Here is a 22848-nt window from a genome sequence, read left to right on the forward strand (position 1 = left end):
AACTACTCCTTGATAATTTCTTTCGGCCTTTTATCGCTGCGTAATCCTTTAAAGCTGGGATGGCGTAGCACACCTGCTCGCGTCCACTCAGTAAATTCTACTTCAACGATAATTTTTGGAATAACCCAAAACACATCGCCTATTGCTGCAGGGACATCCTTAAAAGGTATTTTATCCGTTTTATATTTATTAAGTAGTTTTCTAATCTTTTTTAAAGAATTTTCATTAAAGCCAGTTCCAACTTTACCACAATAAAGCAATTCCTTTCTTTTACCATGCACCGCTAATAATAATGAAGCAAAATAATGTCGATTTCCCTTTCCTAGTGTAAATCCTACCACTAAAAATTCCTGTCGTTTGCTACATTTACTTTTAAGCCAATTTCGATTTCTTCCTGGTAAATAAGGACTTAGTTTCTTTTTTGAGATTATTCCTTCTAAGCCTTTTTTACACGCTTTTTTAAAAAAAATATCGCCCTCTCTTCCATCAATATGCGCGCTAAAAATAATCCTATTATTATTTAATGGAATTAATTTTTGTAATAATTGCTTACGCTCCTGTAAAGCACATAAACTTAAATCCATACCTTGATAATAAATCAAATCAAAGACAATATAACTTAATATTGATTTTTCTTTTTTATTAATTGAATTAGATAGCAATTGGAAATCAGATTGTTTTTTATTATTTATCGCAATTACTTCTCCATCTAGAATAGCTGATTTTAGATTTAGCTTTTGAACTTCCAGCTGTAATTCTTTAAATTTTTCTGTCCAGTCCTTTTGATTTCGAGTCAGAAACTTTATTTTTTTATCTTTAATAAAGCAAAGTAGACGATAACCATCAAATTTTACCTCATGTAGCCAATCATCTTCGGTAGGTGGTTTTTCGACCAATGTTGCTAATTCCGGTTGCATCGAATGAGACATGTGTTTTTTTCTGGCTTTGCTTAGCGTAATAGTTTTAGATTTTTTAGTACGTTTAGGTTTATCGGGTAAATCTGTATGGGATTTTTTTGCTATTCCCTCCAAAGATCGCCTGCTAATCACACTATTAGGTTTCGCTTGTGTAATATCATACTGTTTTTCTGATCGTGCAAACTTATCTTTTACCTTAATAAATAACCAATTTTTTGGATTATTTTTAATTCGAACTAAATGCCAAGCCCCTTTTAATTTTTTCCCTTTTAAAATAAAACTTAAATGTCCTTTTTTATAAGCAAAATTAGCATCTTCCGTTTCGAATACCCAAGTACCAACATCCCAAAGCATCACCGTGCCCCCACCATATTCACCTTTGGGAATGATGCCTTCAAATTTTGCATATTCAATGGGATGATCTTCTACCTGTACTGCTAAGCGCTTAATTGAATTATCTAAGCTAGGGCCTTTAGGTATCGCCCAACTTTTTAAAACGCCATTTAATTCCAAACGTAGATCATAATGCAAATGACTAGCGGCATGTTTTTGAATAATATAAATTAATTGTTTGTTTTTTTTAATGCTGCCATAGGGTTCCGAACTACGCTTAAAATCTCTTTTTTTGCGGTACTTTTCTAAAGACATAGCTATCTATCCACGTTTTTTAGATGTTTTCTGCTTATTTTTTTCTAAGCTTTTTTTCAATAAATCCACAAAATCAATGACATTGCTTTTCTTAAGCTTGGTTTTTATTCTCTTTGCAGAAACTTTTTTATGATGAATCTTAGCTTCTACCCATTTTGATAAAGTTTCTCTAAATACATCATGATAGTCTTTCGGATTCCATTTGGTGGTCATACCATTCACCAATTGTTTAGCAATCTCGATTTCTTTAGCTGAAATTTTGTAGGCCTTTACATTACCCGAGGGAAATTCAAAATCCGCTACTTTTCTAAGTTCTTGGTGATATCTAAGCAGATTCAGTACAAGCGCGTTCTCATAAGGGATAAGTGCTGCTAAGTACTCGCGGGTATGAATAATAACTTTAGAAATTCCGACTTTTTTAGTATCTTTTAAGATTTCACGCAATAAAACATAAGCCTTTTCACCTTTCTTATCCGGCACTAAATAATAAGGTTTTTCAAAATCCATCGTACTAATGCTATTTTTATTAACAAACGTAACAATATCAATCGTCTTCGAATGTTCGCCTGAAATAGCTTTAATGTCAGACTGTTTTAACACCCAGTAATTATTATCATCATATTCGTATCCCTTAGCAATATCCGTCCAAGGCACTTCTTCACCGGTATGTTCATTGATACGCATATAGCGAATTCTCGCTTTATCACGGCTATCGATTAATTTAAATTGTATATCAAATTTTTTTTCAGCTGGATATAAAATAACCGGTATGTTGACTAAACCAAACGTAATATATCCTTTCCAAATAGGCCTTGCCATTTAAGTCTTCCTTTATTTCAAGTTAAAAACACTTTTATATTATATATCTAGCAGCTATTTAATGATCGGAAATTTTAAACTGACTATTTTTCAAGCAGTCATTTAATTCCCCGAGACAGTCATTTACTATCTTCATGGCAGCCTTATCTACTTTTTATCAGGAAATTACTTTTGCATACATCAAGGCAGATCTCAGAACAACTACAATTCATCACCCCTTTTCAGAAGAGCTGATTGTAGAATCTCTATGTTAGCCAATTTGCATTTCTGCCCAACAGAATCCGCTGACAATTGGTAAAAGAAGGTATTCACACAAATGTGTTTATCACAGGTAACACATTATTGATACCTTATTATCACTATAGAAAAAAAATAGAGAGGCACAGAAACCAACGGACTAAAAAATAATTTTAGTAGCCAGCTCCATCGCTGAGAAAATTTTGGAAAGCAGTTGTTGTATATTACTTACGCACGCATATTATGCCGAATAATTCAAAGATTAAATTCCTGTTCCTGATACATCCGAATAGGGACATTCAAACTATCGTAGAGAAACAGTTAGTACATATTCCGAATGTAATACTCATAAAATCATTAAATACGAGCAATTAATCCGTGTTATATTAAGTGCTATTTAGTATTAGCCGACTCGGGTGGTTTACACTGGATCGCGTTATGGTGATGGTCACGCGGCAGAACGTATTGTCGACATTATTACAAAACTTTTAACGCAAGGTAGGGTTAATCGAGCTCGCTATGAAATTGATCATTCAAATTCCCTGTTATAACGAAGCAACAACTTTACCTATTACACTCGCGGCACTTCCCCGTGAAGTGTCAGGATTCACTCAAGTCGAGTGGCTCATTATCGATGATGGTAGTACAGATAATACCGTAGACGTAGCACAAAAACTGGGTGTTAATCATGTTATTCGGCATACTTGTAATAAGGGTTTAGCACATACCTTTATGACAGGGATCAATGCATGTTTAAGTTTAGATGCGGATGTGATTGTCAATACCGATGCAGATAATCAATATAATGCTCAGGATATTCCGTTACTGCTTGCTGCTATTATTGACGGTAAAGCGGATATCGTAATTGGCGCGCGCCCGATTAACAACATTGAGCATTTTTCAAAAATAAAGAAAAATCTGCAAAAACTCGGTAGCTGGGTAGTCCGTGTCGTGAGCAGAACGGATATTCCAGATGCCCCTAGTGGTTTTCGTGCAATCAGTCGTTCAGCAGCGAAACGCTTGATCCTATTCAGCGAGTATACCTATACCTTAGAAACTATTATTCAGGCTAAGCAAAAAAATATGATGCTTATTTCTGTTCCCATCCGTGTCAATAGGGATTTGCGACCTTCTCGTTTGGTAAAGAGTATCCCCTCCTATATCAAACGATCGATCATGACGATATTACGTATTTTTGTGGTTTACCGTCCGTTTCGATTCTTTGGTTTTATTGCAGCAGTGTTAGCTAGCATAGGTCTTTTTATTGGCTTTCGCTTTTTATATTATTATTTTGCAGGTGAAGGTAAAGGACATATTCAGTCACTGATCCTAGCTTCCGCACTGTGTGTGATGAGCTTTCAGGCTTGCTTAACAGCTTTTTTAGCCGACATCATTGGTGCTAATAGAAAACTATTAGAAGATGTACGATGTAATCTGAAAGATATACAACTTAATAAGAAAAAATAACGTTTAATTAGTCGATTTGGCGTGTGACAAAATAGTTTTTTATAGTTTAACTAACAGAAATAGGGGTTGCATAGATGAAATTTAAAATAGCCGGCGGGCTCAGCGAAAATGGCGTGGTGGCAGGAAATGTATTTAATAAATATGATGCAAAAAATTATATTATACGAAGACTCATGCAGGGTTTTGCATCCTCTCTGTCACTGCTGGTCAATAAAGTTAATCCAAGTAGCATCTATGAAATAGGATGCGGTGAAGGTTATTGGGTTTTACATTGGAATAAGCTCGGACTTGCTGCACGGGGATGCGATGTATCGTCACAAGTCATTAAGATAGCGCAAGCGAATGCATGTGATAGTCATCTGCCCAATCAACTTTTTACTGTCAAGGATCTCTATGAATGCGATGAAAATAATCCAGCCGATTTGATTGTTTGTTGCGAAGTACTTGAACATCTTGCTGATCCCAACAAAGGTCTGCGTGTATTACAAAAAATTGTCAAGAAGTACTTAATTCTCAGTGTCCCGCGTGAGCCTATTTGGCGATTATTGAATATGCTACGTGGCAAATACTGCTCAGCTTTTGGAAATACACCCGGACACCTTCAGCATTGGAGTAAACGGCGCTTTGTGACTCAAGTCTCGACATATTTTGATGTTCTTGAAGTCAAAACACCTTTTCCATGGACTATGTTGCTATGCCAGCGTAAATAAAAAGTTTTGTAACTCAAACATCACACTAAACTATGCAAACAACTCCTACTAAAAACGCAGTATCAAGGCACAAATGGAAAATCAGATTGTGGGGGTTAGTTTTTTTTGCGCTAGTACTTTCACTCTATGGTGCTATCCCTTTTCTCATGATGCCTACCTTATCAACCGCGGTTTGGACAATAGGTTTTTCTCAATCCTTTTTGAATCAGTCTTTACTGAGTATTTATGCTAACAACTTTGGTTTTCCTCATCCGGCGGCAATAGCGTTTGGTTTAGCCGGTGCATACCCTTGTGCTTTATTAATGGCGTTGGGATTTCCGGCAGGGGATGCTTATTCCATGATGTTTGTCGTTTGGCTGGCGCTTGCTTTTTGGGGGGCTTATCGCTTAGGTCTAAGCTTAGGACTAACCGAAATGGGCTCGTTGTTGACAACCGTTCTGTGGTTAAGCCTACCTATTGTTTATTTGCATAACACTTATTCGATGTTGGCACTCGGCATTGCGTTATTACCTTTTTATTTTTGGATGTCGATCCGACTTTTTTACCTACCACAAACTAAGTTATTACAAAGTCTTTTTTACACCGCACTTGGATATAGTTTAACTTGTTTAATTGCAGTATTCATGGATGGCTACAGCTTTATGATGTTTGCTGTTGGCTCTTCGATATTAGCCACTTATCTTTTTTTTCGTATTAAAGAGAAACGCGCTTATTTTTTAAAGTTTGCATTTCCTCTTCATTTTCTCGCGTTTGGTTTAGCTGTTTTGTTGTATATTTTGTATATTGGCAGATCTAGCTATCCTCTTTCATCATTTGATTATTTTCGAGCCTATGGAATTGATCTCAGTTTTTTACTGAGACCAACCCAAGGAATTTTCTGGTTCTGGGATAGCTTGCATCTCAGTGTTAACCGATCGAGTAATCAATTTTTTGGTAGCGAAATACTATGGACAACAACATTTAGTTTGCCTTTTATACTGTTAGGGGGATTATCTTGGTGGAAAACTAGAAAAAAAAATGTCTTGGCAACGGGCCTATTATTGATGAGCTTTTTTGGATTGTGGATGGCGATGGGTCCTTCGATAAAAATCAATTCCACAAAACCTTATTCTATGTCAAGGGAGATGCCTCATGAATACGCCCTCATGCCAACAGGAAATGCCTCACTTTCCAAATACCTTCCAGGATTTCAGGAAATGCGTGAGCCTTATCGCTGGATGGCGTTAAGTTTATTGGGTTTATGGATATTACAGTTAATTTTTTTGGCACAAACTCAAAAGAGCTTACGTTATCGTAGCAGTTGGATAGTAATTATACTGGTCGCATTGATCCTAACTAACCTGCCGCACCTACGTACTACCTGGCATCATTATTTGCAGTATCAAAAAAGTTTTTATCAAATCAATCAGGAATTGATAAGGCCTTTATCATTTGATCTGACTAAAGGAGATAGAGTGGCTTTTGTACCTTATCGAAACGATTATTTACTTAACTCTCTCTCTGCAGCCTTAAAAATACGTGCTTACAATATTGGTGGTGATAAAAATCTAGCTGAGGCACGTCAGTATTGGCCTAGCCTTATGCAACACTTCAGTTCAAACTATGTTGATCCGTTTGCTACGTATCGTATTTTGTTGTTATTAGCCACAGGGCAAGCTGATGCCATTGTTTTACCTTATACAAGTATGTTCTGGGGTGCGGAGGAATGGTCCTCCCTTATCTTTCGCGGCGCTGTGGAACCTGTGATTGAATCCCTCGAGAAACTACCTTGGGTCGATGTGCAAAAGAGAAAATATTACGCTGTCGTCAAACTTAAACCGATTTTCTTTTTGCACAAAAAGAAATTACTTCGTTATCTTCAACGACATCCTTTTTCTTTAGCGGTCGCTTTAAAAGAACAAGGTTTTCCAGGAAGTGCATTGACAGAAGTAGGTTTGATTAAAAATCAACAAATATATACAACTGGTCAGGCTGGTATTTTGCTACAAGGTCCCTATACCGCCATGACAAAAGGTCATTATCGTTTTGTGCTGTATGGTTCAGCAAGCAATATATCGGGAGCATGGGTGCATATACGTTCAATAGCGGCTAATAGAATTATGGACGCTCAATGTTCTTTCCGCAAAATAAAAAATGCAAAAAGCATACTGGCAACTTGTGAAATTACTTTCAACAAATCTGTTGATAAATTAGAGATACGCATCCTTGTGACAAAGGAAACAACGATGCAAATCAAAGGCTATGAGCTCCTCCGAATGAATCCTGTAACTCCTTTGATTTATAAATAGAATTTTAAACGATTAGCATGATTTTATTAAGCTTGTTCAGCAATATTTTACTTAAAATAGAAATAACTTATCTAGGCAGCAAATGATTTTAGTTACTGGTGGAACTGGATTTATTGGTTCGCACGTTTGTGTAGCACTTATAAATGCAGGGTATGATATTGTTATCCTTGATAATTTAAGCAATAGCTATTCTGAAGTTGTTGATCGCTTGGAATGTATTTGCAAATTTCGATTAAAATTCATAGAAGGTGACATTCTTGATTCAAACTTGCTTGATGATATTTTTTTTGAAAATAACATTTCAGCAGTCATACATCTTGCAGGCTTGAAAGCGGTCAGTGAATCAATAAAAAATCCTTTGAAATATTATAATATTAATGTAGAAGGTACACTTAAGCTAATTAGTGCTATGCGTAAAGCTAATGTGAAAAAACTTGTTTTTTCTTCATCAGCGGCTGTTTATGGTCAACCTGTAAATGTACCTATTCGGGAAGATTTCTCTCTCTCTCCTAAAAATCCTTATGCTCGATCCAAGTTGATGATTGAAAATATATTAGCTGATTTACATAAAGCAGAATCCGATTGGCATATTGCCTGTTTACGTTACTTCAACCCTGTAGGTGCACATGAAAGCGGACTTATAGGTGAAGACCCTAAAATATTTCCATATAATCTTATGCCCTATTTAACACAAGTCGCTATAGGTCGACGTAAAGAGCTTACCATTTTTGGTGGCGATTACCCAACGACAGATGGTACTGCAATACGTGATTATATTCACGTCATGGATCTAGCCGAAGGACATATCGCTGCATTGAACTATATTAACTGTAAACAGGGGTTGGTGACAGTAAATCTTAGCACAGGAAAAGGCGTGTCTGTACTCGGGGTATTACACGCTTTTACAAAAGCAAGTCAATGTACAATAGCTTACTGTATTTTAGACAGACGACCAGGTGATATTGCGGAATGTTGGGCGGATTCAAGTTTTGCTCAACAAATTCTGTGCTGGCAGGCGAAGCGTAACATGACTCAAATATGCAATGATAGTTGGCGTTTCCAGAAAACTAATCCCAATGGCTATTCTTTATTACATTTTGATGAGATAAAAAAACATGAAGAAATTTATTAAAAAACAACTGGTTAGGTTTATAACTAAATTTGTCCAAATGACTTATATTCGCTGGCTAATTTTGTTTGTTTTTCGCTTATATAGCAGAAAGACTACTAGGTCACAGGAGGCTATGCTGGATAATTATGGGCATGCTATTCGAGGCTTGGAGAAAGCACTTCATCGCCATGAGACATCACTTAACTATTTGCAAGATCAATTACAACAGTTTGTTGTCAACGATAAGCATTTAAAAGAACAAACCGAAGTTGTTAACAGCGAAGCTTTATCAGAAAGCACATCAATATTACAGCATTCTAGCCTTACTTCTAATTCCACTGTCAAAGTTTCTCTCATAATCAACACCTATAATCGTCTACATACATTACCTAACACTTTAAATTCATTAAATTATTTGCGTTATCCTCATCTCGAAGTGATTGTAGTTGATGGGCCTAGTACCGATGGTACACGCGATTATTTGCAAACAGTTTGGGCAAATAAGATAAAGATTTATACCTGTAACGAAGCTAATTTAGCGAAGTCACGCAATATTGGGATTATGAAGGCTTCGGGTGATATTGTTTGTTATATTGATGATGATGCTGTGCCGGAAGCAGACTGGATAAATGAGTTAGTCTCAGCTTACCAGGACAGCAAAGTGGCTGCAGTGGGAGGTTGGACACGAGACCGTACTGGCGTAGGCTTTCAAACCCATTACACAGTATTTGGCAGAAATGCATCGTATGAGAGTAGTGTTTCAAATAGCCTGCAAACCCAACCCTATAACCCCTATGCTGAAAAATTTCCTGGAGTTGTAGGAGTAAATTCTTCTTTTCGCCGTTCGGCGTTGGTAGAAATAGGCGGGTTTGACGAAAAATATGCTTATCTTACTGAGGAAGCGGATGTTGTTCTTCGTCTACTAGATGCAGGTTATGAAGTTCGAACGGTTCCTACAGCTGAAGTGCACCATTATCTTGCATCAAGCCACATTAGATCAAATCAGGACAATATTCTTTCCTTTTCACAAATTATGAGCAGTATAACTTATTTTTGTATCAAAAATGCATCTCCTGCTACGTATTTCAGGCGTTGTCTGGAGGAGATTGAAGAACGCAAAGAAGAGTTCCGGCAAGACCTATGTTATAAATTAATTACCAAAAGGATTGAACGTGCTCATTTCAAGCGGTTATTGACAGCGCTTAATCAGTTTTCTCGACAAGGGATTACTGACGCATTGGCTTTTCCATGTCGTCAATTGATGAAAAATGATCTAACTCAACAGGCGCAGTGGCAAGACTTTCCTCGTTTGCTCGCTGCCCCACAATGTTTACGGCTTGCATTTATTTTAGAAGAATACCCACCCAATGCGGATGATAATGTTGAACTATCTATTTATCAACTTGCACAAGACTTAGCTGCTGCTGGGCATGAAGTTACAGTGCTTACACAAACTGGAACAAATCGACATACAGTAAATTTTGAAACGAGTCTCTGGATTCACCGATTACCAAATGATACTTCTATGGCAGCGACCTTCCCTAAAGGTATGCCTTCTGGTCTACCTGATGCATTTCGTCATACAGCGGGACGAGTATTAGCTGAATTAGATCGCATCAATGAACGTCGCCAAATTGATTATGTAATCGGAAGTAATTGGAACCTTAGTCTTGCGGCAGTAATAGCATCCCATCAGTATCCTGTTGTTCTGTATCTTTGCTTGCAAGATACCGCAGCATGGCAAGAAAGAATCTTAGACTATCCAAAGTATGCCGCTCAAATAACTTATGCAGGAGCACAGGCACTGCAACAAGCGAATCACATTTTAGCTTCTTCAAAAACCGTTTGTCGCGATGTAGCACTTAACTTTAATATTTGCCTTGATGAGAAATGTATTACGTTATTTTCAGCAGACGATTCCTGCTCTGCTGTACAGAGATTGGAATCTATTTTATATGACTTCAACTGCGCAAAAGGTGAATTATACTCCCCACAATTGGATTCTTTGCAAATTTAATAGCCTACAGAAAACTTTATTAATTTAAACATTAAAATAAGCTGATAAGCACAAAACTTTCCAATCTATCAAGCTTACTCAAAAGAAGGGGCTGAAGAGTGTCAGAAAAATTCTAATGTAGGCAATGTATAATTTCTTTTATCAACAAAGGCAAGATAGACTATCGGGTAGTTTTTATTTAATATTTTATTAATTTTTTAATCTAAACTATTTTTTACTACAAATAAGGTGTATTAATATGCCATTAAAACTTTATACTGCTATTAAAAATGGGGATTTTGATCTTGTTAATTTCCTAATTGAAGAGGGAGCTGATGTTGATGCGGTTATTGAAGATTGCAACTACCATCCACCACTGAATTTCGCCTCTGCTAAGGGACATGTTGAAATAGTAAAATTACTAATAAAAAATAATGCTAACATTAATGTCGTTGATTACTGTGGATATGGATACACACCATTACATCAAGCTTGTAGAAAAGGACAGATTGAAATAGCGAAAATACTTATAGAGCATGGTGCTGACGTTAATGCAACTGACCGTAATGGAGCGACCCCACTGCATTTAGTTTGTAAAAAAGGCTATACTGAGATAGCGGATTTACTGAGTGAGAATAAGGCTGATCTTAATAAACCTAACAATTTTAAAGTATTACCCTTACTTTTAGCAGTATTTCACGGCAGAACTGAGATAGCAGATTTGCTAAAAAAGAATGGGGCTAAGATTTTTGCACCTGACGATAATGAAGAATTATGGCGTGATTTATCTAGAGAATGCAATATTGAATCAGCTAAGCTAGTTATTGATGCTGTGCTGGTGAAAAATCTAGAAGAAAAAAAACCTAGCTGCATACAACCGCATTCAGAGATATCCAATTATTGGGATGAACAAGTAATAAAAGAGAAACTAGTTTGGCACTTTTCAAATGAGGGCATAAGTAAAGTAATGCTCGCAACTGTTTTAGATAAAGTTAGACTTAAAAAAAATACATTACTTAATGCATCAGCTAAAGCTTTGCCTTTTTTTAATAGCCCAGTTACAAATTATTTAACTTCTCAGAATTCTTCCAAACTAAAAACTGCATCAGTTGAACCCTCATCTATAACTGTCCTAACTAAATAATAACTGACGCTGAGCTTGTAAAAATTTAGAATGTCTATATCGATTAAAAAGAATTTAACGCCTACTAAAAATGACATTATTATAAACCGGACGACCCTTACAACTGTAATAATGTCTATCTGTAACATGTTCAGTCGCGCACGGAATTTTATTAGTTAACGGACAAAAAGATAAATTAGTGATAAATTTAGAAGGGAAAAGCTCCTCTATAGAACAGCCAGTAATACTTTTTATCGTTTTTACAGGCAACGCCCAAAAGGGTCTTCCCATTAGAATCTTTTGCATTAAGGTTGGGGCTCCCTCTTCTATCAACAACCTTGTTAACGTAATGTTACCTCTTTTACACGCTTGGTGTAATACTTTCGATTTAGTTTCGCAATTATTCGTTAACCGGCACATTGTTCTCTATGGGCATGATAGTACCCTTCATACTAAAAAGTTTTTAGCAACCGTTATTTTTAAAAGGCAGGTTATACTAAGTTTTCAATTTTACAAGCCGTAAAATTTTTGTTAAGTTAATTTAGGATTCAAAAAAACTATATAATTATGGACGTTGTTATGTCACGCACTTTTAGGATTAATGACCATTCTATTTATGATGTTATTATTGTTGGTGCTGGTATCTCTGGTTTAGCGGCAGCTGATTATCTTATCGCTCATGGAAAAAACGTGTTACTTCTAGAAGCGACTAACCGAACAGGGGGCAGAATTTTATCTTTACCGTATTATGATTATGCCCTTGATTTAGGCGCTTCATGGATCCATGGCATTAAAAATAATCCTATTGCAAAAATTGCAAACGAACTAAATCTAAAAACAAGCCCGACTGTTTATTCATCTCAATGTTTAACGAATAAATTTAATTCTCAAACATTATTTAATTCACAAGGAAAAATACTCAATGCTTCTCAAACCCTGGAACTCTTTCAGCTGAATAAACGTTTTGAAAACTTTCTTGATAAAATGACGATAATTCACGATAAAAATAAAAGTGTGGAAGCTGCATTAAATTTTTTTTGTAACTATCATTCTCTTTCAAAAAAAGAATACTTCGATTTAAAGTTTACGCTTCGCTCTATTTACGCTTATGAATATGGGGATGAAATAAGCAAAATATCGGTTAATGTTGAACAACCTTACAATAACTCGTTAGTAAAGGGTGAAAATGTTCTATTTCCTTTAGGTTACTCTCAAATATTAACCCCTCTGTTAAAAAAAACCAAAATTTTATTATCTAGAAAAGTAACAAAAATTGTTTGTCATAAAAAAAAGATTTCTATTGTTACCAACCAAGGAGAATTTCTTAGTAAGCAAGTTATTATTTCAGTGTCACTGGGTGTTCTTAAATCTAATCAAATTGAATTTATTCCTCAATTACCTGACTGGAAAAAATCTTCCATTTTTAAACTGGGTTTTAATGCGTTCAATAAAGTTTATTTAGTTTTTAATAACGTGTTTTGGGATAAAGATAAAGAATGGATTGCCTATATGCCCGATGATGAAAATATCAATAAATCATTTGAAATAATGAATTATTATAAATTTACTGGATTACCCATTTTAAGTGTATTTGGTGCTGGAGATTTAGCACGCACAGTAGAAACCTGGTCTAATGAAAAAATTATTAGTCATCTTATCACTCTTTTAAAAAAACTTTATAACTATAAAAGATTAACTCCAATTTCTTATTTTATTACTCGTTGGATTAAAAATAGTCATCAACGCGGTTCTTTTACGTATTTACCTTTTGGGGTAGATCCAACTATTTTTGAAGTTTTAGCGAGACCTGTAGACAATAAATTATTTTTTTCGGGCGAAGCAACATCGGTAACTGATCCTGGGACAGTGCATGGCGCTTACTTATCTGGAATTAAGGCCGCTAAACAAATACTCATGCTTTAGGTTGTACTGACCTCTGTTTGTAGGTAACACAAAAAAATTCTCCTAGTGGCATAATGAATTAATAAATTTTCCAGGCTTAGCGTGCTCATTTTTCTTTGAAAGATGCAAGATATTCGTATAAAGAGGCAAGATAGGATTTTTTTATAGGAATCGAAAATACCAATAAATAATTACTCAAAGTCGTTAAACGCGGGAACATCTGGCACATTAACAAAATGGACGTATTACAACCCATTATTCGCAAGTAGAATTAATTAATTTAATTCAAGCTGCAAATAAGGTTTGTGGCCTGTTTTACATTACTTAGAAGAGTTGGATAATTAAGTCTACATGGCGAAAAGCAGCGCAAGAACTTTTGCAGTTTATTGAAAATTGATGTAAGTGTTTGATTTTTTTGGTGCGCCCGGAGAGATTCGAACTCCCGACCACCAAGTTCGTAGCCTGGTACTCTATCCAGCTGAGCTACGGGCGCATGATTCGAAAGAGCCCGGCATTCTAACAGTTTATGTTTCATCCAGCTAGCCTTCATAAAAATGTTTATCATTTTAAAAAGGACATGGCGGAGAGAGAGGGATTCGAACCCTCGATGGTTTTTACGCCATACTCCCTTAGCAGGGGAGCGCCTTCAGCCTCTCGGCCACCTCTCCGACGCTGAGGTTGGCGAGTATAGCACTACCTTAAGCTTTATAAAATAGTTGATTAATCTTCACTGTCTTCTGACTCTTCATCGTCAGAGCGTCCTTCCTGTTTTTGTTTTTCTTGTTGAATTCGCTGATAAATTTCTTCTCGATGAACAGAAACTTCTTTAGGTGCGTTAATACCTAACCTTACTTGATGTCCTTTAATGCCCAGTACAGTCACTGTAACATCGTCACCAATAATAAGTGTTTCTGCAATACGCCGTGTCAAAATAAGCATCTTTATGATTCTCCTTTAGTTGACTCATTAATCGACCATATGCAACACCTTAATCAATTTCTATCTATTAACAAAAAAAGATATAAAAACTCACATACAGACATTTTGCGGAATTAGTCTACTAACAAAACCTTAAGGAAAGCTTAATACTATAAAAAGTACGTAAAATTCCATAAAAAATAAGCTAGCAAAGCTAATTATTCTTCGCCTAAGCCAAAAACATGATGCAAAATCTGAACGCCTCGCACTATTTGAGCATCGCTGACCATCAGAGAGACTCTTAATGCCGAAGATAACGTTAAAATAACGTTAATACCTGCTGATTCCAGCGCTTGAAACAAGGCATGAATGATACCGGGGTGAGAATGCAGACCGGTTCCTATCACAGAAAGCTTTGCCAGTTTATTATCACCAACTATGGATACCGCATATTCCTTCTTTATTAAGGTTTGGAGGATTTGTTCGGCTTGATGATAATCTGCTCTTGCTAGCGTAAATGTTATATCCATTTGTCTTGGAGAGATTTGTTGTTGGGTTAACATATCAATTTCAATACGCGCCTCATTGAGCAGAGAAAAAAATTGCGACATAGCTTCTTTTTCAGCGGTTAAACCATGTATAGTCAATTTTGCTTCGTGATGGCTAGCAGTCACTCCGGTAATCTTTGCCCCTTCTACTGCCGATTCTTCTTTGTCGGCTTGGATTAAAGTCCCTGAACCTTTTTGAGAACTTGATAACACACGTAATGGAATGCGATATTTATTCGCCAGCTCAACCGCTCGATGTTGTACAACTTTCGCTCCGGCACGAGCAAATTCTGTCATTTCGATGAAGCCAATTTGATCTAAGCGCTTAGCCTGAGGAACAAGGTGAGGATCGGCAGTGTATATACCATCGACATCGGTATAAATTTGGCATTCGTCGGCTTTTAAGACGGCGGCCAAAGCCGCTGCGGTGGTATCGGATCCTCCGCGTCCTAAAGTAGTCATATCGCCGCCTGAGTCTGAGATTCCTTGAAACCCAGCCACTATAGGGACTCTACCCGTATCGATATCATTACGTAACACTTCTTCTTTAATACTTAAAATACGCGCTTTTTTATGGTGACTGTCCGTATAAATGGGAACATGAAAACTATTATATGATCGCGCTGGACACCCTTGTGCCAACAAAGCCATTGCTAATAAAGCAGTAGCTGCTTGCTCTCCGGTGGCTAACAACAAATCATACTCTCTAGAATCAGGTTCTTCATTCAGTATTTTAGCTAAGGAAATCAAACGATTGGTTTCACCTTCCATCGCTGAAACAACGACCACCAATTGATGCCCATACGCACGGGTTTCAATAATTTTATTTGCAACTTGTTGAATTTTATCGATACTTCCAACTGAGCTGCCGCCAAATTTTTGTACAATTAAAGCCATTGTAATGATCTATTAATTAATTATTCAATTCTAAGCATAGTTGCCATTTAAGCGGGTCTCAACCCAATGTTTTACATTTTTTAAGGCCGCATCTAAGGCTTCTGGCTTCCCTCCTCCTGCTTGAGCAAAATCCGACCGTCCGCCGCCACTTCCTCCAATCGCTAGCGCTATACTATTGGCCAGTTCATCTGCTCTTATTTTTTCAGTTAGCTCTTTGGTCACTCCTACTACTAATTGGACCCGTTGCTGTTCGATACTCGCCAAAACAATCACTGCTGGTTTTAACTTATTTTTCAGTTGGTCGAGTAAATGACGTAATCCTGCCCCATCAATCCCATTAATTTCACTGATTAATAATTTAATTCCTTGTAGTTCAATCGCTTGAGAAATGAGCTCTTCTCCCATCATCGCAACAATAGATTGTTGTAAAGCGGCAATCTGTTTTTGCAAGGCTTGTTTAGCTCCCATATCCATACGCGCTTTTTCTAGTAAATTATCTTTAGAGGTTTTAAAAAGCTTGGCAAGTTGATTGATTCGATCCTCTAAGGCGGTAATCCAATCTAATGCATACTGTCCAGTCACGGCTTGAATGCGACGTATTCCTGCCGAAATGCCTATTTCTACAGTTATTTTAAATAGGCCAATATCACCGGTACGCGAAACATGCGTACCTCCACACAACTCCTTGGAAAAAGAACCCATTGTCAATACGCGTACCTTATCTCCGTATTTCTCCCCAAACATCGCTAACGCACCTGCATTTTTTGCCTCTTCAATCGACATCATTTCGGTAACAATAGGTAAATTAGATCGAATTTGTTGGTTAACGCGATCTTCAACCAACTTCAGTTGTTCTACATTTAATGGGCTGATATGTGAAAAATCAAAGCGTAAACGCTCAGCTTCTACTAAAGAACCTTTCTGCATCACCTGCGCTCCTAAAACTTCCCGTAACGCGGCATGCAATAGATGAGTGGCAGAATGATTTAAGGTAACAGCACGACGTTTTTCAGCATCGACTTCTGCCTTCAATTTATCACCCTTTTTTAAATGGCCTTTAGTCAACTTACCTTTATGAAGAATTAATGCTCCTTCTTTAAACGTTTCAGTCACTAAAAAACGACTCGTTGCATTCACTAAATATCCTGTATCGCCTACTTGACCTCCACCCTCCGCATAAAAGGGGGTTTTAGATAAGATAACAAAACCTTCTTCATCTACAGATAATTCTTCTATAGATTGCTTACCATCAAATAAATCCAAAATAGGCACAGCCGCTTGTTTTAAAGACTTATAGCCCACAAATTCAGTAGGTTTTTTTTCAGCCAATTGTAAACTCGGTGCACTAACAAAAAGACTTGCTGACTTAGATTGATTTTTTTGACGATCCATTTCCTTATTAAAACCTACTATATCTAGGGTTAAGCCACGTTCCCGGGCCATATCGGCTGTTAAATCCACGGGGAATCCATAAGTGTCATACAAACGAAAAAGTGCCGATCCTGGAAATTGTTTTTCACCTTTCAATTTGGTTAATTCTTGTTCAAACAGTTTAAGGCCTTGGTTTAATGTTCGAGCAAATTGCTGTTCTTCATCGTGCAAAATCTTCTCAATGGATTTTTGTTTTTTTGCTAATTGCGGATAAGCTTGCCGCATTTGCATAGCTAAAGGCTTTACCAGTCGATAGAAAAAAGGCCGATCTAAACCTATTTTATGACCATGTCGAATAGCACGGCGAATGATTCGACGCAATACATAAGAACGTCCTTCATTACCAGGATGAACTTCATCGCTGATTAAGAACGCACAAGCACGAATATGATCAGCAATAACGCGTAAAGAAGTATTCGTTAAATCAGTTATTGATGCTTCTTTAGCAGCGGCTTTAATTAAAGGTTGAAACAGATCGGTATCATAATTATTAGTGACTCCCTGCATAACAGCCGCGAGCCGTTCTAAACCCATACCTGTATCTACCGAAGGTTTTGGTAAAAACGTCAACTCTCCATCTAAGGAGCGCTGAAATTGCATAAAGACTAAATTCCAGATTTCAACATATCTATCCCCATCTACAGCGGATGTACCAGGTGGGCCTCCAGGTATGCTAGGTCCATGGTCATAAAAGATTTCAGAACATGGACCACAAGGACCCGTATCACCCATAGACCAAAAATTATCTTGTTTATCACAACGAGAAAAGCGTTGAGGGTCGACTTGAATCTCATTTAACCAAATCGCTGCAGCTTCTTCATCTTCGGTAAATACGGTAACCCATAGCTTTTCTGGAGGAAGATTTAACTTCTCAGTCAAAAACTTCCAGCTATAGCGGATAGCCTCGCGCTTAAAATAATCACCGAAACTGAAATTTCCCAGCATCTCAAAAAAAGTATGATGCCTAGCGGTATAACCTACATTTTCAAGGTCATTATGTTTACCGCCAGCACGCATACATCGCTGTATACTCGCTGCTCGAGAATAAGGTCTCTTTTCTAGACCCAAGAAAACATCCTTAAAGGGCACCATCCCCGCGTTAGTAAATAATAAACTAGGATCATGTGCTGGAATTAAGGAAGCGGAGGGAACAATAGTATGACCCTGACTTTTAAAATAGTTAAGAAATAGTTCGCGTAGGGCATTGCTATTCATATCGGAGGCTCTTCAATGCAAAAGCGAAGAGTATCACGGCAAGTGATTTTTGTGTCAATAAGTTAAGAAGCACTTAGCCAATTTAGCAGCAATTTGTCATTCAATCCCTCTGTGATTAGCTTTATGTTTAATTTCATCCAGTTTAAAAACCTTATCTCTTATTCCTATTAACGTTCAAATCTCTAAGACAGCAAACCATTTTAGCTGCTTTAAGCCTTTGTATTTTCTTATTAATATTCGAATTTAGAGGTCAATTTATGGTATAATTTTCAGTTTTAACCCTTATCACGTATGTCGATTAAAAATGAGATTTTGGCGGGAAAAACCCTATCCGTAACGGAGTGTGCGCCTATTGTCCCTCACACGGAAAGCTCTCTTGAGCCAGAAATTGACCTTAAGGACGACAATGGTAGCCAACAAGGTAGACTAGGTATGCCGAAGTATGACTCTTCAAACATAAAAGTCTTAAAAGGTCTGGACGCTGTCCGGAAACGTCCTGGTATGTATATCGGTGATACGGATGATGGGACAGGTCTGCACCATATGGTTTTCGAGGTTGTGGACAATTCTATAGACGAATCATTAGCGGGTTATTGTTCTCAGATTGATATCATCCTGCATAGTGATGATTCAGTCACCGTTAAAGATAATGGCCGGGGTATTCCAGTTGATATCCATAGTGAAGAAGGTCGTTCAGCTGCCGAAGTCATCATGACCGTCTTACATGCTGGCGGAAAATTTGACAGTAATTCGTATAAAGTCTCTGGGGGCTTGCATGGTGTGGGTGTTTCCGTGGTTAACGCCTTGTCAGAAAAATTGCAGCTCACTATCCGACGTAATAATAAGGTCTATGAGCAAACCTATTTGCTAGGAGAGCCCGCTGCACCATTACAAGCCACTGGAGAAACGCAAGAAAGAGGAACTGAAATTCGCTTTTACCCCAGCAAGCTCATTTTTCAACATAACAATGAATTCCATTACGATATCCTGTTAAAGCGTCTGCGTGAGTTATCCTTTTTAAATTCCGGTGTAGCGATTAATCTTATCGATGAAAGGAGCAACGAAGAAACTCAACTTAAATATGTAGGAGGAATCAAGGCATTTGTCGAGTACCTCAATCAAAACAAAACTTTGATTCACAAGCAGCCTTTTTATTTTACTGCTGAACGCGATGAAATAACTGTTGAAGTCGCCTTACAATGGAATGATAGCTTTCAAGAAAATATCTTATGTTTTACTAATAATATTTCTCAGCGTGATGGAGGAACCCATCTGGCTGGTTTTCGTGCGGCTTTAACTCGAACACTAAACACTTACATCGATCGCGAAGCAACTAGCAAAAAGCTAAAAATTACTACCACGGGAGATGACACACGTGAAGGGTTAACCGCTGTTTTATCGGTCAAAGTCCCTGACCCTAAATTCTCATCACAAACCAAAGATAAATTGGTTTCTTCAGAAGTTAAGGGAATTGTTGAAGCCTTAACCTCGGAAAAGCTTGAGGAGTTTTTATTAGAAACACCACAAGATGCGCGTGCCATCATGATGAAGATCATCGATGCCGCGCGAGCACGTGAAGCAGCACGTAAAGCACGTGAAATGACCCGACGAAAAACTGCATTAGATATTGCTGATTTACCTGGAAAATTAGCGGATTGCCAAGAAACAGATCCTGCTCTTTGTGAATTATTTATTGTGGAAGGAGACTCAGCGGGCGGTTCTGCTAAACAAGGTCGCAATCGCCGCTATCAAGCGATTTTACCTCTTACAGGTAAAATCCTTAATGTAGAAAAAGCCCGCTTTGATAAGATGTTATCTTCGGAAGCGGTAGGAACACTAATCACTGCACTCGGCTGTGGCATAGGTAAAGAAGAATACAATCCAGATAAATTACGTTACCATCGAATTATCATCATGACCGATGCAGACGTCGATGGTTCGCATATTCGTACCTTATTATTGACATTTTTCTACCGTCAAATGCCAGAATTGCTGCAACGTGGCACTATTTATATTGCCCAACCTCCTTTGTATAAAATTAAAAAAGGTAAGCAAGAGCAATACTTAAAAGATGATGCCGCATTACAGGCTTATCTTACACAAACCGCACTCCATGATGCAGCCCTCTATCCCCATACCGAAGGCTTTTCTATTCAAGGTATCGGTTTGGAAAAACTAGTGATGGATTACCGTAAAACACAAATGATGATCCAACACTTATCACGACGCTATCCAATCGATGCTTTGCAAGCCATTCTTGATCTCCCTCCTTTATCTTCTGACGAATTAACTAATTCCTCAAAAATGTTGGAATGGACGAAAAACTGGCAAACTCAATTGCAACAAACTACCAATAATGAAGCTATTCGCTATCAAGTCACTATTTATGAAAATACGGAACGACATGTATTTTTACCGGAAATAACGATCAGTACACATGGTTTAGAAACAACTTATAAAATCTCTTACGAGTTTTTTAAGACACTCGAATATCAGTGTTTATTCGATATGACTAAGCAGTTAAATGGCTTAATTGGACTAGGCGCTTATGTCCAACGAGATAACAAAAAACAATCCGTGAAAAATTTCAAAGAAGTCTATGAATGGTTATTAACTGAGGCACGTCGAGGACAAGCGATACAACGCTATAAAGGCTTAGGAGAAATGAATCCTGATCAATTATGGGAAACAACCATGGATCCGAATACCCGACGTTTATTACGTGTCACAGTAGAAGATGCTATCGCAACGGATCAAATTTTTACTACCTTAATGGGTGACCAAGTAGAACCTCGTCGTGATTTTATTCAACAGAATGCGCTAGAAGTTGATAACTTAGATATTTAAAATAAATCCTGTTAAAAATATAAAGTCAAGCTAGAAATAGCATAAGTTCAAAAACTAAAAGATAGTTATACTTATAGCAATTCGCTTTTTTTGCAAGGCGAAAAAAAGTAACCCGAGTGTATTAGTAATGAAGATGTGAATTGAGTGGCAACACAAACAAACAAATGCGACGAGTATAGTTTCATCGCCTAACCAAGTGGATCATTATGCACTTTGAGTTCAGAAAAAAAATGGATAACTTTAAACCTTGGCAAACTTTAAAGAAAAATTCTATCGTTGATATTATTGCCCCCGCCGGCGGTATTGCAGACACATCAATTATAGAAAAGTTAAAAAATTTATTGCAAAGTTGGCAATTAATTCCAAGAATTTTTCCTGATTTATTGGGCCCTGATCTGCTTTGTGCAAATAGTGATGAAAAACGGTTTCAACAACTAAAAGACGCTCTATTTACCACTGATTCCCAAGCTATTTGGTGTCTACGCGGAGGCTATGGTTGTACGCGCTTGATCCCCTATTTATTAGAATTAATTGCTCCTGAAAAATGTAAATTGTTTATTGGTTTTAGTGATATCACAGCCTTACATCTATTTCTACAACAAAAATGGCATTGGCAAACGCTGCATGGCCCTTCACTGAATCAAGTGGCCCACCACTTAATTGAAGAAGAAAATAGTAATGAGTTAAAAGAAATTATTTTTGGCCAAATACAACAATTGGACTATTTATTACACCCATACCATAAGCCTATTAATTCCTTAGATTTTATCTCCGCTCCGATAACGGGCGGTAGTCTTAGCTTGGTGCAAACAAGCCTCGCCACCGATTGGCAAATTGAAACTAAAGATAAAATTTTATTTTTAGAAGATGTCAATGAAGTTGCTTATCGTATCGACAGAATGCTACAGCACTTACAACAATCAGGAATATTAAGTCATGTAAAAGCTATCTTATTGGGTGATTTTACTTTTCCCACAAAATTAGAAGAGGAAAAAAAAATTCAAGCAGTGCTAGAACGCTTCGCCAAGGAACAAAATCTTCCCGTATTATGCTGCCCCAATATTGGCCATGGGAAAAAAAATCGTAGTTTACCTTTTGGAACCCCTGCATTATTAGACTTTAATAAAAATCAGCTCACGATTAAAATAACAGGTTAACTTTTTATGCTTAATTCCTTCAGTACTGCAGGCATGTTCCTGCTCCAATCCATTTTTGATCTCTATATTTTTATTTTACTGCTGCGCATTGTTCTGCAATGGGTTAACACGGATAGTCACAACCCTTTGTTTGTATTAATAGCGAAATTAACTAATCCTCCGCTACGCCCTATTTGTCGCGTCATTCCAAGCCTACATGGTATCGATTTAGCAGCCATCTTATTATTACTAGGCTTAGAAATGATTAAAATTGCACTTCTGGTCTGGCTACAAGTTAATGCCACGCCTCATTTAATTGGATTAGTTGTACTTGGGTTTGCCGAACTCCTGCATCAATTAATTAATATTTTCTTTTATGCCATTATTGCGTTAACTATTCTAAGCTGGGTTAGTCCTTTAGCACATGGTCCACTCATTGAAATTTTGGTACGTGTCAGTGAGCCTCTAATTAGGCCCGTTCGTGGCATCTTACCCAGTATTTCAGGATTAGATTTTTCACCGCTAATTTTAATTATCGGCTTAAAATTATTAACTATTCTCTTAGTACAACCACTGACACAAATTGGTGCAAGTTTGGCTTTAGGTCATTTAAGCAATTAAAATTTAATTGCTTTCTT

The 22848-nt window shown here is 37.2% G+C and carries 15 protein-coding genes and 2 tRNA genes; 10 read left to right on the plus strand and 7 right to left on the minus strand.

The window, feature by feature from the left end:
• Positions 1-2: 2 nt before the first annotated feature.
• Complete coding sequence (gene ligD / locus ACICP9_RS05615) at positions 3-1565, minus strand: non-homologous end-joining DNA ligase (RefSeq protein ID WP_395497457.1); 1563 nt, start codon at positions 1563-1565, stop codon at positions 3-5.
• 6 nt (positions 1566-1571) lie between these two features.
• Positions 1572-2384 carry a Ku protein gene (locus ACICP9_RS05620; RefSeq protein WP_395497459.1) on the minus strand — a complete coding sequence of 271 codons (813 nt, stop codon included), beginning with the start codon at positions 2382-2384 and terminating at the stop codon, positions 1572-1574.
• A gap of 756 nt (positions 2385-3140) precedes the next feature.
• On the opposite strand from ACICP9_RS05620, the gene ACICP9_RS05625 reads away from it, so the two are divergent.
• From ACICP9_RS05625 to ACICP9_RS05655, 7 genes are all read left to right on the plus strand, one after another.
• Complete coding sequence (locus ACICP9_RS05625; RefSeq protein ID WP_395497461.1) at positions 3141-4088, plus strand: glycosyltransferase family 2 protein; 948 nt, start codon at positions 3141-3143, stop codon at positions 4086-4088.
• Positions 4089-4162: 74 nt separating this feature from the next.
• A complete protein-coding gene (locus tag ACICP9_RS05630; protein ID WP_395497463.1) occupies positions 4163-4798 on the plus strand; it encodes a class I SAM-dependent methyltransferase in 636 nt (211 codons plus the stop codon).
• Positions 4799-4884: 86 nt separating this feature from the next.
• Positions 4885-7086 (plus strand): hypothetical protein, encoded by a 2202-nt coding sequence (locus ACICP9_RS05635; protein WP_395497465.1) that lies wholly within the window; start codon positions 4885-4887, stop codon positions 7084-7086.
• 82 nt (positions 7087-7168) lie between these two features.
• Positions 7169-8218: a UDP-glucose 4-epimerase GalE gene (galE, locus tag ACICP9_RS05640; RefSeq protein WP_395497467.1), complete on the plus strand. Its 1050-nt coding sequence runs from the start codon at positions 7169-7171 to the stop codon at positions 8216-8218.
• Between the two features lie 112 nt (positions 8219-8330).
• Positions 8331-10214 carry a glycosyltransferase gene (locus ACICP9_RS05645; RefSeq protein ID WP_395497469.1) on the plus strand — a complete coding sequence of 628 codons (1884 nt, stop codon included), beginning with the start codon at positions 8331-8333 and terminating at the stop codon, positions 10212-10214.
• Between the two features lie 238 nt (positions 10215-10452).
• Positions 10453-11337, plus strand: coding sequence for an ankyrin repeat domain-containing protein (locus ACICP9_RS05650; protein WP_395497471.1), 885 nt, complete (start codon positions 10453-10455; stop codon positions 11335-11337).
• Positions 11338-11895: 558 nt separating this feature from the next.
• Complete coding sequence (locus tag ACICP9_RS05655; RefSeq protein ID WP_395497473.1) at positions 11896-13239, plus strand: FAD-dependent oxidoreductase; 1344 nt, start codon at positions 11896-11898, stop codon at positions 13237-13239.
• Positions 13240-13634: 395 nt separating this feature from the next.
• On the opposite strand, the gene ACICP9_RS05660 is transcribed toward ACICP9_RS05655, so the two are convergent.
• The 5 genes from ACICP9_RS05660 to alaS all read right to left on the minus strand — a co-directional run bounded on the left by ACICP9_RS05660 (position 13635) and on the right by alaS (position 18227).
• Positions 13635-13711, minus strand: a tRNA-Arg gene (locus ACICP9_RS05660).
• Positions 13712-13796: 85 nt separating this feature from the next.
• Positions 13797-13886 (minus strand) — tRNA-Ser (locus ACICP9_RS05665).
• A gap of 52 nt (positions 13887-13938) precedes the next feature.
• The gene (csrA, locus tag ACICP9_RS05670) at positions 13939-14157 is read right to left on the minus strand and encodes a carbon storage regulator CsrA (protein WP_071662724.1); all 219 of its coding nucleotides are present in this window, start codon (positions 14155-14157) and stop codon (positions 13939-13941) included.
• A gap of 197 nt (positions 14158-14354) precedes the next feature.
• Positions 14355-15581, minus strand: a complete 1227-nt coding sequence (locus ACICP9_RS05675; protein ID WP_395497474.1) for an aspartate kinase — start codon at positions 15579-15581, stop codon at positions 14355-14357.
• 30 nt (positions 15582-15611) lie between these two features.
• On the minus strand, positions 15612-18227 hold the full coding sequence (gene alaS / locus ACICP9_RS05680) for an alanine--tRNA ligase (RefSeq protein WP_395497475.1): 2616 nt from the start codon (positions 18225-18227) through the stop codon (positions 15612-15614).
• Positions 18228-18659: 432 nt separating this feature from the next.
• Between alaS and gyrB the strand changes: the two genes are divergently transcribed.
• From gyrB to ACICP9_RS05695, 3 genes are all read left to right on the plus strand, one after another.
• Positions 18660-21074 carry a DNA topoisomerase (ATP-hydrolyzing) subunit B gene (gene gyrB / locus ACICP9_RS05685; protein ID WP_395498940.1) on the plus strand — a complete coding sequence of 805 codons (2415 nt, stop codon included), beginning with the start codon at positions 18660-18662 and terminating at the stop codon, positions 21072-21074.
• Positions 21075-21304: 230 nt separating this feature from the next.
• The gene (locus ACICP9_RS05690) at positions 21305-22231 is read left to right on the plus strand and encodes an LD-carboxypeptidase (protein WP_395497477.1); all 927 of its coding nucleotides are present in this window, start codon (positions 21305-21307) and stop codon (positions 22229-22231) included.
• Between the two features lie 6 nt (positions 22232-22237).
• The gene (locus ACICP9_RS05695) at positions 22238-22831 is read left to right on the plus strand and encodes a YggT family protein (RefSeq protein WP_071662727.1); all 594 of its coding nucleotides are present in this window, start codon (positions 22238-22240) and stop codon (positions 22829-22831) included.
• The last annotated feature ends 17 nt before the right edge of the window (positions 22832-22848 follow it).

Origin of the sequence: Rickettsiella endosymbiont of Litargus connexus, from assembly GCF_964277335.1 — a bacterium.
In the GTDB taxonomy this organism is placed as follows: domain Bacteria; phylum Pseudomonadota; class Gammaproteobacteria; order Diplorickettsiales; family Diplorickettsiaceae; genus Aquirickettsiella; species Aquirickettsiella isopodorum.

Bases quoted from the DNA above. Each gene is read 5' to 3' on its own strand.
- ligD (WP_395497457.1), bottom strand. From the start codon at position 1,565: ATGTCTTTAGAAAAGTACCGCAAAAAAAGAGATTTTAAGCGTAGTTCG.
- gyrB (WP_395498940.1), top strand. From the start codon at position 18,660: ATGCCGAAGTATGACTCTTCAAACATAAAAGTCTTAAAAGGTCTGGAC.
- ACICP9_RS05695 (WP_071662727.1), top strand. From the start codon at position 22,238: ATGCTTAATTCCTTCAGTACTGCAGGCATGTTCCTGCTCCAATCCATT.
- ACICP9_RS05655 (WP_395497473.1), top strand. From the start codon at position 11,896: ATGTCACGCACTTTTAGGATTAATGACCATTCTATTTATGATGTTATT.
- galE (WP_395497467.1), top strand. From the start codon at position 7,169: ATGATTTTAGTTACTGGTGGAACTGGATTTATTGGTTCGCACGTTTGT.
- ACICP9_RS05690 (WP_395497477.1), top strand. From the start codon at position 21,305: ATGGATAACTTTAAACCTTGGCAAACTTTAAAGAAAAATTCTATCGTT.
- ACICP9_RS05630 (WP_395497463.1), top strand. From the start codon at position 4,163: ATGAAATTTAAAATAGCCGGCGGGCTCAGCGAAAATGGCGTGGTGGCA.
- ACICP9_RS05675 (WP_395497474.1), bottom strand. From the start codon at position 15,581: ATGGCTTTAATTGTACAAAAATTTGGCGGCAGCTCAGTTGGAAGTATC.
- ACICP9_RS05620 (WP_395497459.1), bottom strand. From the start codon at position 2,384: ATGGCAAGGCCTATTTGGAAAGGATATATTACGTTTGGTTTAGTCAAC.
- ACICP9_RS05650 (WP_395497471.1), top strand. From the start codon at position 10,453: ATGCCATTAAAACTTTATACTGCTATTAAAAATGGGGATTTTGATCTT.
- alaS (WP_395497475.1), bottom strand. From the start codon at position 18,227: ATGAATAGCAATGCCCTACGCGAACTATTTCTTAACTATTTTAAAAGT.
- csrA (WP_071662724.1), bottom strand. From the start codon at position 14,157: ATGCTTATTTTGACACGGCGTATTGCAGAAACACTTATTATTGGTGAC.
- ACICP9_RS05645 (WP_395497469.1), top strand. From the start codon at position 8,331: ATGCTGGATAATTATGGGCATGCTATTCGAGGCTTGGAGAAAGCACTT.
- ACICP9_RS05625 (WP_395497461.1), top strand. From the start codon at position 3,141: ATGAAATTGATCATTCAAATTCCCTGTTATAACGAAGCAACAACTTTA.